We start from the raw sequence: 12299 nt of genomic DNA, 5'->3' as shown, positions 1-12299 counted from the left end.
GTTCATCCGCCTTGGCTTACAGCTGTCGCCGCCAGCGGCTTTCAATGGTCTCGAGTTCCGCCGGCCCATAGAGGGCCTGGGCATGGCCGCTGTAATGGGCCCACAGCTGGTCGCCTAGATCGTAGTGCCACCACTCGCTTGGCAAGTTGGTAAAGCCTTGTTCGCGCATGGCCCCATAGAGGCGGCGGCGATTATCGCGGGCCTGTCGCTGTCGGGCGTCCGGGCGAGCAATTTCTTCCAGCGCGACGCTGTGGGAGGCCGCCACGGCCTCGTCGAATAGCGTGCCCATGTCCAGCGGCAGCCCGTCAGCATCGCTCAGGGTCACATCCACGGCACTGCCGGTAAGGTGGGGGCTCGGCGAACTCGCCTCGCGACTCGGCACGGAAACGAATTCCCGCGTTCGCTCCAGCAGTGTCTCGTCGCTGAGTTTAGGATGGTGAGAGCGGATAGCCTCCTGCAGCGTATCGAAGAGATACTGCTGCACGCGCCAGGGCCGCCAGCCGTCCAGGATCACCAGGCCGACCTCGGCGGGCAGGGAGCGGGCCACCTTCTGCAGCCGCCGGTAGACCCCTTCACGGACATAGCATTCGTTGACGGCCCCGGGAATGTCCTGCTTGGCATAGACCGGGAAGATCTTGATCGGTGACGGTGCCAGGCTCAACGGCACCAGTGGCTCGTCACTTCCCGTGATGGGGATGCGGCTCACCACCGACCAGTCGGGGTCGGGGCGGCGGTCGATGGGCGATGACAGGGAGCGGGTGTTGAGCATCGTCCGCAGTGCCTCGTGTCGGTCGTGGATGGAATGATGTCACCATAACCCGACGGACCTCGCACCGCAGTGGCTCCTCGTTCTCTGGCGGGGAAGGCGCCACGTCGGGTGAAGGGTCTCGAACCGCCCTCCGCACGTGCCCGAAACCCCTGTTTTGGCTACACTGTTGCCCCCAGCCACCGTAGCAACCCGGGATCATCCGATGTCACACTACTACCGCCTGGTGGTTTCCTGTCCCGACCGCCTGGGCATCGTCGCCAGAGTCTCCAACTTCATCGCCGGCCACGGCGGCTCGATCACCGAGGCCAGCCAGCATTCCGACCTGGAAGCGGGGCGCTTCTTCATGCGCTACGAGATCCTCGCCGACTCGGTGGGCATGCCGCCGGAGGCGCTGCGCGAGGCGTTCGCCCCCATCGCCGACGAATTCGAGATGACCTGGGCGCTCACCGATACCCGCCAGCGGCGTCGGGTGGTGCTGATGGTCTCGCGGGAGACCCACTGCCTGGTGGACCTGCTCTATCGCTGGACGGCGCAGGAGCTCGACTGCGACATCGCCGGGGTGATCTCCAACCACGAGGACATGCGCGGCCTGGTGGAGTGGCACGGCATCCCCTATCACCATGTGCCGGTCAAGGCCGATGACAAGCAGGCCGCCTTCGACGAGGTGCAACGGCTGGTCGACGAGGCCCGTGCCGACTGCGTGGTGCTGGCGCGTTATATGCAGATCATGCCGACCGCGCTCTGCCAGCGCTTCCAGGGCCGGATGATCAATATCCATCACAGCTTTCTGCCCTCGTTCGCCGGCGCCCGGCCCTATCATCAGGCGCACCAGCGCGGCGTGAAGCTGATCGGCGCCACCTGCCACTACGTGACCGAGGAGCTCGATGCCGGGCCGATCATCGAGCAGGATATCCATCGGGTCAGCCATTGCCATACGCCCAATGACCTGGTGCGTTTCGGCCGGGACGTGGAGAAGGCGGTGCTGGCGCGCGGCCTGCGTTGGCACCTGGAGGATCGCGTGCTGATCCATGGCAACAAGACCGTGGTCTTTGCCTGATGGAGTGAGCCGATGAGGCTGTGATCGTCCGCGTCGAAGCCAACACGGGCAAACCCGCCTCATTCATCACGATGACGAATGAGGGTTTTCAACCGACGGGTTGCCGTATAGGCCCACTTCAACGTCATGCGGCCGCTTGATAGACGGTTGATATATACCTGAATCGGCTTTTGACTGGTCTTTTCATGACTTTTAAGAATTGATGTCGAGCGTCAGCGCAGCCGTCCCCGCCGACCCCCTTTGTGGTCGCCTTGCCTGCTGCATAGATCGTGGTGACGCCGGGAGTCAGACTAGGGCGGTCAGCCGAGGTAGCCCCTTAAGCAAGGTGGGCCACCATTTGTCGGCCGCATCGCCGAGGTGAACCGAGATGCGCCGGGTATGCAGCGACAACGTCGCCGCGTCCTTGAGCACCTGCTCGCGCAGCCGCATCAGGGCGTACGGCTCTCCAGCAAGCGCCGCAGCCCAGGCAGGACCTGGTAGGCGTAGAGGCTCAGCAGCAGGCTCACTTCGTTGCGGGCCATCACGTCCTGGATGGTGGAGGCACAGACACCGCGATCGGTCGACGAAAGATGTACATCGAGCGCCGACTTCACCTCGCCCATGTGCGCCTCGGCGCTGCCACGCTTGCGGTACAGCGCCAGGACCTTCTCCGGCGGCCAGTCGAACTTGCCGAGGTTGGTGACCAGGAAGAAGGCATGAAGCAGTAGGTCATCGGGGAGCTCCTGCACCACCAGCACGACGCGCCGCGGCGTTGGCCAGGAACCGGCTTGGGACTCAAGGCCGTGGCACCACTCCCGTGGCTGTTCGGGTGTCCGGTCTGGTGGGCGCTTCAGGTACGGTGCCGCTAGCTTCTGAAGCCCCGAGTGACTGCGCAGTCGCCCCACGTACTCATAGATTCGTGCCCCCACGTGCCCATGAAACGCCGAGCCGCCCTGGTGACCGTGGACCTCGATGGGCAACCCGTCGATATTTAGCATCAGCTGCTCGGGGCGTTTGCCGCCCGTCAGCGAGGTCAGGCGCCAGGTCGCCAGCCGTAGCAACCCTTCGTGCACGGTATCGATGTTGTCGTTGCGGCCCAAGCAGGTCAGCAAGCGCGACGGCGCGGCTTGAGACGGTCGGTCCCAATGGCGTCGTGCCCCGCGCGTCGCTGCACGCCAGTTGCCAGAGCGGATCACGGCGCAGCGTGGTGGTATCTTTGAGATCGATCCAGCCCATTGCACGCTGCAGCACCACGGTGCGCAACTGACTGGCCAAGGTGTGGCGGACGCGATCCGGGTCGCGCCGATCGACCAGATGGTCTTCCAGCGCATCAATGACACCGCTGTTATCGAGGGCTTCACGGAGGAGCAGAGCACCGCTGTCGCTGGTGGTTCGCTGACTGCTCATTTCAACATGGATAGACCCGTTGCAGGACGGAATCCAGGGAGATACGCTTTCACCTATAGCGGATGGCCTCTTGGAATCGTGTTCTTGCCGGAACTGGTTGATTCCCTTAGATTTCACCACCCGCTATCTTCGTTTGCAGCACTCCCTCAGGAATATCCCGGGTTCACGCCCGCTCGAGGAGGCGACGGTGAAGATCCTGATGGTACTGACGTCGCACGACCGCATGGGGGACACCGGCGACGAGACGGGTTTCTGGCTGGAGGATGCCCTCAAACGTAGGGCGCTCGCTACGGTGCAGCCGCAATGACTTCGCCCCTTTCTAGGTGCACGATGGCCTGCTGGCGACCGGCCAGAATCGGGCCTCCAGCGCTTCTACCGCCCGACTCTTGCTCGAGACTCTTGACGAGCCGGACTGAGTCACCTCTTGCGCCGGTCTGGCGGTCCGCGATATCGCCTTCGCTGATGGCATCTGGTTTTTCCGAATGATGCATTCGGCTTTTTTCAGCGGATACCGATGGCGCGCTGCGATAGGCTGTTGTGATCGTAGCGACGCGCGCCAGAGGGCCTGAACATGTGGAAGAACACCCGCAGCGGCTGGGGACTGGTCAGTATTCTGCTGCACTGGGTCTCTGCACTGGCCATTATCGGCCTCTTCATCCTTGGCTGGTGGATGACCGGGCTCGGTTACTACGACAACTGGTACAACTTGGGACCCTGGTGGCACCGCTCCGTCGGTATGCTCTTGCTGTTTGCCACTCTGCTTCGCCTGGGGTGGCGTTTCGCCAATCCGACGCCGGTGGAGAAGGGCCATCGCCTCGAGCGCCTGGCGGCCCATTTCGGCCATATTGGCCTCTATGTATTGATGCTGGTGGTGCTGTGCAGTGGCTATCTGATTTCCACCGCTGACGGCAAGGGAATCAGCGTATTCGACGCCTTCGTGGTGCCCGCCCTGATCAGCGACCTGCCGAATCAGGCCACCGTGGCCGGTCAGGTTCACTGGTACGGCGCCCTGGCGCTGATGCTGCTTGCCGCAGGCCATAGCCTGGCCGCTTTCAAACACCATTGGGTCGATCGCAACGATGTCATGTTGCGCATGGTCGATCCGCGCCGTTCCCGTCGCCCCTGAGGCGATATCCCTCCCCGAAACCATCAGCAAGGAGAGACACCTGATGTTCAAGAAGACCGCCATTGCCACTGCGCTGGGCGCCACCGCCCTGATGGGCGTCAGCCAGGCCCAGGCCGCCGACTATGTCATCGATACCGACGGCCAACACGCCTTCGTGCAGTTCAAGGTCAGCCACCTGGGCTACTCCTACATCCTTGGCAGCCTCGAGGATTTCTCCGGTAGCTTCAGCTATGATCCCGACAATCTGGAAGCGTCATCGGTCAACATTGATGTCGAGGTGGCTAGCCTCAACAGCAACCATGCCGAGCGTGACAAGCACATCAAGAGCGATGATTTCCTGGATGTGGCGCAATATCCGACTGCCACCTTCACCTCCAGCGATTTTTCACCGACCGGCGACGATGCAGGCGTCCTGACCGGCGAGTTGACCATGCACGGCGAGACGAACGAGATTGAGATGCAGGTCACCCTGGTGGGTGAGGGCGAGGACCCCTGGGGGGGGTATCGTGCCGGTTTCGAGGGGTCTACCCTGCTGACGCTGGCCGACTATGGCATCGACATGAGCGACTTTCCCGAGGTGATGCATGACGTCGAGCTCTACGTGACGTTCGAGGGTGTTCGCCAGTAAGGCAACCCCGCGACACGTCCTGTAGGCAGCATGACACCCCCCAGCGTTGCGCCGGGGGGTGTCTTTTTCGGAGTATCGCAAGGTGGCGTGATGCTGCCCTGTAGGAGCGATCTTCAGATCGCGAAAGAAGGCCCGAGGCCTTCCCGGCTATAAGCACTCAGCTCCGGGGCGCCTGTCGGCGCCATCGTCGAGGCGTCGAACCGGCAATAAATTGCGCTCCCACAGGGGGACTTCATCTCCTTCACGCCAAAACGCGATTACCCTTTTTCTCTAGGGTTAATGGCGGGGTTCAGCAGGTCTCGTTGAGCACCGCCGCGGGGAAGTGCCGACGCAGCATGCGGTTCTGGAACTCGTCCACGAAGCGGCTGTTGATGATGATGATGAAGCGCTCGAAGGGCGCCTCTTCATCCAGCTGGTGGATACCGTCCACGCTGTGGAAGAGACGATCGTCGCGCAGGTGCAGGATATCGCCAGGGGCGAGTGTGGTGTCGACCAGGGGCCGGGTTCCGGCCTTGTCGGCATACAGGTGGTTGTCGCCGCCCGCGACATTGTGGCGGTTCAATACCAGAATGCTCAGCGCCTTGCAGCCATCGGCGTGGATCCCCTGACCCTGCAGGGGGTCGACCATGCCTTCGCCGCGAACGCCGGTGATCTGCATCAGGATGGGCTCGTTCGGCTTGAGGTCCCAGAGCCGGGCCCAGGCGCGCACGAAGGCTTTCACATCCGGGCGGGCCATGAACTCGGGCGTCAGTGGCTCGTAGTAACGCAGTCGGTCCGCCATGCTCTCGGCATCATTGAAGGCCCCTCCCTGCGCCATGGGGCAATGGCCCATGTCATAGGCTTCGCCCCGCTCGTCCAGGGTCAGCCACGACATGCGCTTCCAGCGACGGTTGACGTAGGGATCACGGGGCAGGTCGGTGGTAAATGCCTGCCAGGCTTCGAGATCCACCCGGGAGCGCACCTCGGTCATGGCCCAGTCATGGCGTTGCAGGGCGTCAGTGACGTCCGGCGTCCAGTAGTCGGCCATCGGGTCGAGGGGCATGGTGGCGGGATCGAAGCCGTACTTGAGGGTATCGAGTTTCATGGGATCTTCTCCATTGGATGTGGGCGTGATTGCCCGGTGGTTGCCCGAATGTCGTGGCAACCCTAGGAAAAGGAGAAGATCTGCAGCGAAATGTCAAAAAAAACAGGGTATTTATCTCGAAGTGTCATTTGCCGTTTCGTTGCAACGACGCACGACAACGCCGGGTCGATACACATTGCGTGTAGGATATCGCTTACATATGCAGGTAGGATGAAGGTTCCATGGCCCGCGGGGTGGGGGTGAGCCTGCAGAGTGGGTGAGCTTACCAGGGTGGGTGAACCTATACTGTGATGCGTTGTATTGCCGTCTTCCGATGATGAGGCACGAATGAGCGGTCGCGATACCGGCTTCCGACACTGGCTGGCGCGTCGGTGGCGACAGGCCACCGCGAGAAGGCCCGATGCCCCGGACGATTATCTCCGGGACGATGTCGAAGTCGTGCGTCGCCAGTACCTGGAGAGCGAGCAGCGCTTCCGCGCCCTGCTGGAGAGTCTGCCCAGAGTGGCGGTTCAGGGCTACGACCGTGAGCGCCGGGTGATCTACTGGAACGAAGCCAGCACCCGGCTCTATGGCTACGCGCCCGATGAGGCCCAGGGTCGGCTGCTGGAGGAGCTGATCATTCCGTCACCGATGCGCGAACCGGTGATTCAGGCTCATCGGGCCTGGGTGCAGGAAGGGGTCGAGATTCCTGCCGAAGAGCTCGAACTCCAGCACAAGAGCGGCGAACTTGTCCCGGTCTTCTCTCACCATGTGATGCTCGGCGAACACACCGATGATCCCCTGATGTTCTGTGTCGACGTGGACCTGTCGGATCAGAAACGGGCGCATCGCGAGCTGGATTTCGCGACACGCTTCGATTCGCTGACCCATCTGCCCAACCGTCAGACCTTCGAGGCTCTGCTGAATGAGGTGATCGCCGACTGTCGACGACACAATACCGGGCTGGTGCTGATCTATCTGGACATCGACCATTTCGTGCAGATCAACGATGCACTCGGCTACGAACAGGGTGACCGGCTGCTGGTCGAGCTGACCCAGCGACTGCGTCGGGCGACAAGAGCGTCTGACATGATCTCGCGACTCTCCGGCGACGAGTTCGTGGTCGCCTTTCCGGGCTACCAGCGCGAGGATGTGCTCTCGCAGCTGGTGCACAAGGTACAGCAAGTCTTGCGTGCCCCCTTCCTGATGGATGGCTCCCGACGCCAGGTGACGGCCTGCCTGGGCGTCAGCCTCTGGCCGGATAACGGCGATACCGCGCGCGAGCTGATCCGCAACGCCGACGTGGCCAAGAATCGGGCCAAGCTGGACGGCCGGGGTAGCGTGTGGTTTTTCGACCAGCAACTCCACGACGAACTGCTCCATCAGCATCATCTTATCGATAAGCTGGAGCAGGCGCTGGAGAGGGGCGAGCTCGCGCTGCATTTCCAGCCTCAGGTATCCGTTGCCAGCGGGCGCATCGAGAATCTGGAGGCGCTCCTTCGCTGGCAACCGGCGGAAGGCCCGTCGATCTCGCCGGCCGAGTTCATTCCTCTCGCCGAACGCTCCGACCTGATCCATCGTCTCGGTGACTGGGTCATGGAGGCCGCCTGCCATCAGCGCTCGCTCTGGCGGGAGGCTGGGCTGGCCATCGAGCGCATCGATATCAATTTCTCCGGTCGGCAGATGAGCCGGACGGATATCTTCCAGCGGTTCGAGGCCTGTCTGGCGCGCTATGATCTGGGACCTCGGCACATTGGTATCGAACTCACCGAGAATGTGCTGATCGAGGCCGACGAAAGGATCCTCGCGGGTTTACATCGGCTCCACCAGCTGGGCTTTCGCATTGCCATCGATGATTTCGGTACCGGCTACTCGTCGCTGAGTTATCTCAAGCATTTCCCTGTTACGGCCCTCAAGATCGATCGTGCCTTTGTGCGTGATGCCCCTGAGCAGCCCGAGGATCGGGCCATCATGGAGGCGGCGATTTTCATCGGGCATCGCCTGGGGCTCGAGGTCGTGGCCGAGGGCGTCGAGAACCGCGAGCAGCTGGCGCTGATACGGGAGATGCGCTGCGACCTGGTCCAGGGGTTCTACTTCTTCCGCCCCATGCCGGCCCAGGAATTGGAGCGCGTCCTGACGGGTCTCGTGGTGGGAGGTCAGGGGTTCGCGGGCTGAAGTTCGACGCCCGCTTGGCGTAGAATGCCTGCCTTCTGCCAGACTACGGAGCCGCTGTGACCTCCCTCGACGAATCGCGTTCCTCGCTTGGCCTCACGCTGTGGCGACAAACCTGGCCCATGGCCATTGGTGTGCTGGCACTGCTGGGTTTCCAGCTGGTGGACAGTGCCTTCATCGCGCGACTGGGCACCGCACCGCTGGCCGCCCAGTCCTTCACGTTTCCGCTGTCGTTTCTGGTCATCGGCATTCAGGTCGGCATGGGGATCGCCATCGCGGCGCTGATCTCGCGTGCCCTGGGGGCAGGGGAAGTCGCCCGGGCACGGCGACTGGGTAGCCTGGTGCTGCTGGTGGGAACGCTGACCATTGCGCTGCTGGTGGCGTTGCTGTGGGCCGTGCAAGCGCCGGTCTTCGCCCTGCTGGGCGCCGACGAATCGACTCGCGTACTGATCCGGGACTACTGGGCGCCTCAGCTGCTGGCGGCCTGGTTGGGCGCGGTGCTGTATTTCGGCTATAGCCTGTTCCGGGCCCATGGAGATACCTGGTTACCCGGCAAGATGATGGTGATGACCAGTCTGCTCAACCTGCTGCTCGACCCGCTGCTGATCTTCGGCATCGGCCCTTGGCAGGGGCTGGGGCTGCCCGGGGCGGCGTGGGCGACGTCGATCGCCTTCGCGACCGGCCTGCTGGTGTTGGGCCGCCGTCTGAGCGGCATGGATTGGCTGGCGGCCGACGGATTGCTCGGCGAGCTTCGCCGTTCGCTGGGGCCCTTTGCCGGTATTGCCGGCCCGGCCATGATCAGCCAGCTGATGCCGCCCCTGGCGGCCATGCTGGCGATCTCGGTGGTGGCCTCTCTGGGTGAGGCCCAGGTGGCCGCGTGGGGGCTGGCCAGTCGTCTTGAAACGCTCTCGCTGATGGTCGTGCTGGCCATGACCATGTCGCTTCCGCCCTGGCTCGGACGCTGCTATGGCGCCGGCGACTGGGGCCAGATACACCGGCTGATGCGCCTGGCGCTGCGCGTGGTGGTGATCTGGCAGCTGTCGCTGGGGATTCTGATGGCGCTGGCCTCTCCGTGGGTCGCGCAGGGCCTTTCCGGCAATCCCGAAGTGCGCGATGACCTGGCGATCCTGATCCGATTCCTGCTGCCCAGCTATGCGGCGCTGGGCGTCTGCATGCTCGTGGTCTCGGCGGGTAACGCCTTGGGCTGGCCGCTGCGCGCCATGCTGATGTCGGCCGCGCGGTTGTTCGTCTTTTACTTACCGTGTCTTTGGGCCGGGGCCTGGCTGGCTAACTTGATGGGCCTGGCCATGGGGGCGGCGCTGGGCAACCTGCTGGCGGGACTGGCAGCCTGGCAGGTGCTGCGGCGCATCCTCGCCAGTCCCCGCCGGCAGCCGGAGCGTGAGAGTCGAGCTATCAGCTGAAGAAAAGGCCCGCCGGTTTCCCGGCGGGCCTCTCCTTGATGGGCTTTGGCGAGGTGGCGATCAGTTGACCGCGGCGATCGCCTCGGCCAGGTAGGGCAGGTTCTTGTGGGAGAAGCCGGCGACGTTGGCGCGGCCGGAGCGCACCATGTAGATGCCGAACTCGTCGCGCAGACGATCAACCTGCTCGCCCGTCAAGCCGGTGTAGGAGAACATGCCACGCTGCTCGGCCACGCAGGCGTACTTCTGCTCCAGGCCATAGGGCTTCAGGGCCTCGACGAAGTCGCGACGCAACGTATTGATGCGGTCGCGCATCTCGGTGAGCTCGTCGCGCCAGAGGGCGGCGAGTTCTGCGGAGTGGAGGATCTCGCTGACGATGGAGCCGCCGTGGGCCGGCGGGTTGGAGTAGTTCTCCCGGGCCACGATGGCGATCTGTGAGCGGACGTTCTCCATCTGCTCCTCGTTCTTCGCCACCATGATCAGGCAGCCGGTGCGCTCGCAGTAGATGCCGAAGTTCTTGGAGCAGGAGCTGGTGATGATGACCTCGTCGAGACTCTCGGCCATCAGCCGAACCCCGTAGGCATCCTCGTCCAGGCCTTCACCAAAGCCCTGGTAGGCGAAGTCGATCAGCGGCAGCAGGTTGCGCTCGCGAACCACCTCCAGCACCTGTTGCCACTGGTCGCGGGAGAGGTCGAAGCCGGTGGGGTTGTGGCAGCAGGCATGCAGCAGCACCACGTCGCCTTCCGGAATCTCCTTGAGTGCCCCCAGCATGCCGTCGAAATCGAGACGGTTCTCGGCGTCCACGTACGGGTACTTGCGCAGCGTCAGGCCCGCGGCGGGAAAGATGCCCAGGTGGTTCGGCCAGGTCGGGTCCGACACCCAGATGTCCTTGCCGGGTAGCTGAGTGGCAATGAAGTCGGCCGCCAGGCGCAGGGCACCGGTACCGCCCGGTGACTGGGTCGCGCTGGCACGCTTGGCGTCCAGCACCGGCGATCCCTCGCCGAGCACCATGGGCAGGATCACTTCACCGTATGCCGGCGCACCATGAGAGCCAATGTAGGTCTTGGTGGTCTCGTTCTTGAGCAGCAGGGCCTCGGCTTCCTTGACGGCGCGCATCACCGGGGTGTTGCCCTGGTCGTCCTTGTAGACGCCGACGCCGAGATCGACCTTCTGAGGGTTGGTATCCTTCTTGAAGGCCTCGATCAGACCGAGGATGGCGTCCCCGGGAACCCGCTCAATTTTCTCGAACATTTATTTCGCTACCTCGTCGGTTCTAGCGGCAAGAATGAAATCATTGCGGTGCAGGCCCTTCATCTCGTGTGACCACCAGGTGACAGTGACCTTGCCCCACTCGGTCAGCAGAGCCGGATGATGACCGGCTTCCTCGGCGATCTCGCCGACGCGGTTGGTGAAGTCGAGGGCCTGCTTGAAGTTGCGGAATTTGAACACCCGCTCCAGCTTCATGATGCCATCGCGCTCGACGATCTGCCACTCGGGCACCTCTGTCTTGTACTGCTCGATCTCGGCGTCGGTGACGTGGGGGGCGTCCCAACTGCAGGCTTCGCACTGCTGATCGGAAAGCTGGCTCATGGTATCTCCTTATAGTCTCGAAAAATCTTCGTCAGGGGTGATCGGTCATGAAGGTCGCACGGGGTGATGGCCTCCGAGGCTGATCCGGCAACAGGTTTTCGCGGGGGCGCTGTGAACCCCTCCCTGGGCGCTACCGACGCCATCCGTGGCGTAGGACCCCCTCTACAACCTTTTCCCGGCGCCTCTCGCGATAGGGCAGGCTGATTAGTGATGATCAGGCGCTGGCCTTGGGGCTGCGGGTGGCTGGCTCGAAGCGGGGCTCGAACAGGCCCAGTTCCATGGCGCGGTGCACCATGCCCATGATGTCCTGCCGAGAAAGGTCGTGCAGGGACGTGAGGTCGTCGAGCACGTAGTAGAGCGGCTGCAGGATGTCGATGCGGTAGGGCGTTCGCAGGGCATCCACGGGATCGAAGGAGCGATGCGTCGGCACGTCGGAGAGCGAGTGCAAGGTCTCCTTTGGCGAGGAGATGATGCCTCCGCCATAGATGCGTCGACCCGCGGGTGTATCGACCAGGCCGAATTCCACCGTCATCCAGTACAGGCGCGCCAGGTAGACCCGCTCCTTGGGGGAGGCGGCCTTGCCCAGGCGACCATAGGTGGCGGTGAACTCGGCGAACGAGGGGTCGGTGAGCATCGGGCAGTGGCCGAAGATCTCGTGGAAGATGTCCGGTTCCTTCAGGTAGTCCATCTCCGCAGGCGTGCGGATGAAGGTGGCCACCGGAAAACGCCGGTTGGCGAGCAGCTCGAAAAAGGTATCGAAGGGGATCAGGGCCGGGACCTGGGCCGTCTGCCAACCGGTAGCGGCCTGCAGGACACGGTCGACCTCGCCAAGCTGGGGAATGCGCGACTCGGGCAGCGCCAGGCGCTCCAGGCCGTCGAGGTACTGCTGGCAGACGCGCCCCTCGATCATGCCCAGCTGGCGCTGCATCAGCGCCTGCCAGGTGCCATGCTCGGTGTCGCTGTAGGTGATATGGCCCCGGGCGTCGGGCAGTCGTGCACGGTAGCCGGTCTTGCTGGCGAACTCGCTCAGTTCACTCAATGGTGTTGTCATGATCTCTCCGTGGCGTCACTTGTGGGTTGTTGTCGGCCT

The 12299-nt window shown here is 63.3% G+C and carries 10 protein-coding genes and 1 pseudogene; 5 read left to right on the top strand and 6 right to left on the bottom strand.

Annotated elements, in window-relative coordinates; all coding sequences use genetic code 11:
* Positions 1–16: 16 nt before the first annotated feature.
* Positions 17–769, bottom strand: a complete 753-nt coding sequence (locus FHR95_RS01785) for a M15 family metallopeptidase (protein WP_183313125.1) — start codon at positions 767–769, stop codon at positions 17–19.
* Positions 770–971: 202 nt separating this feature from the next.
* On the opposite strand from FHR95_RS01785, the gene purU reads away from it, so the two are divergent.
* A complete protein-coding gene (gene purU, locus FHR95_RS01780; protein WP_183313124.1) occupies positions 972–1826 on the top strand; it encodes a formyltetrahydrofolate deformylase in 855 nt (284 codons plus the stop codon).
* Between the two features lie 285 nt (positions 1827–2111).
* Here the strand turns inward: purU and FHR95_RS01775 are convergent.
* Positions 2112–3314 (bottom strand): annotated as a pseudogene (locus tag FHR95_RS01775) (transposase).
* Between the two features lie 469 nt (positions 3315–3783).
* On the opposite strand from FHR95_RS01775, the gene FHR95_RS01765 reads away from it, so the two are divergent.
* On the top strand, positions 3784–4338 hold the full coding sequence (locus FHR95_RS01765; RefSeq protein ID WP_183313123.1) for a cytochrome b: 555 nt from the start codon (positions 3784–3786) through the stop codon (positions 4336–4338).
* A gap of 43 nt (positions 4339–4381) precedes the next feature.
* Complete coding sequence (locus FHR95_RS01760) at positions 4382–4966, top strand: YceI family protein (protein WP_040186361.1); 585 nt, start codon at positions 4382–4384, stop codon at positions 4964–4966.
* A gap of 289 nt (positions 4967–5255) precedes the next feature.
* Here FHR95_RS01760 and FHR95_RS01755 read toward each other — a convergent pair whose 3' ends face one another.
* Entirely contained in the window at positions 5256–6050 is a 795-nt protein-coding gene (locus FHR95_RS01755) for a 2OG-Fe dioxygenase family protein (RefSeq protein ID WP_183313122.1), read from the bottom strand.
* Positions 6051–6377: 327 nt separating this feature from the next.
* On the opposite strand from FHR95_RS01755, the gene FHR95_RS01750 reads away from it, so the two are divergent.
* Together FHR95_RS01750 and FHR95_RS01745 are read left to right on the top strand one after the other, a co-directional pair.
* Complete coding sequence (locus FHR95_RS01750) at positions 6378–8204, top strand: putative bifunctional diguanylate cyclase/phosphodiesterase (RefSeq protein WP_183313121.1); 1827 nt, start codon at positions 6378–6380, stop codon at positions 8202–8204.
* 119 nt (positions 8205–8323) lie between these two features.
* A complete protein-coding gene (locus FHR95_RS01745) occupies positions 8324–9622 on the top strand; it encodes an MATE family efflux transporter (protein WP_183313368.1) in 1299 nt (432 codons plus the stop codon).
* A 60-nt stretch (positions 9623–9682) separates the two neighbouring features.
* Here the strand turns inward: FHR95_RS01745 and FHR95_RS01740 are convergent, their stop codons facing one another.
* The 3 genes from FHR95_RS01740 to phhA all read right to left on the bottom strand — a co-directional run bounded on the left by FHR95_RS01740 (position 9683) and on the right by phhA (position 12260).
* A complete protein-coding gene (locus FHR95_RS01740; RefSeq protein WP_040186367.1) occupies positions 9683–10870 on the bottom strand; it encodes an amino acid aminotransferase in 1188 nt (395 codons plus the stop codon).
* A complete protein-coding gene (locus FHR95_RS01735; RefSeq protein WP_040186369.1) occupies positions 10871–11209 on the bottom strand; it encodes a 4a-hydroxytetrahydrobiopterin dehydratase in 339 nt (112 codons plus the stop codon). It lies immediately after the preceding gene.
* A 214-nt stretch (positions 11210–11423) separates the two neighbouring features.
* The gene (gene phhA / locus FHR95_RS01730) at positions 11424–12260 is read right to left on the bottom strand and encodes a phenylalanine 4-monooxygenase (RefSeq protein WP_183313120.1); all 837 of its coding nucleotides are present in this window, start codon (positions 12258–12260) and stop codon (positions 11424–11426) included.
* Positions 12261–12299: the final 39 nt, after the last annotated feature.

Source organism: Halomonas fontilapidosi, from assembly GCF_014192285.1.
In the GTDB taxonomy this organism is placed as follows: domain Bacteria; phylum Pseudomonadota; class Gammaproteobacteria; order Pseudomonadales; family Halomonadaceae; genus Halomonas; species Halomonas fontilapidosi.
This window is presented reverse-complemented; position numbering and strand designations above follow the sequence as displayed.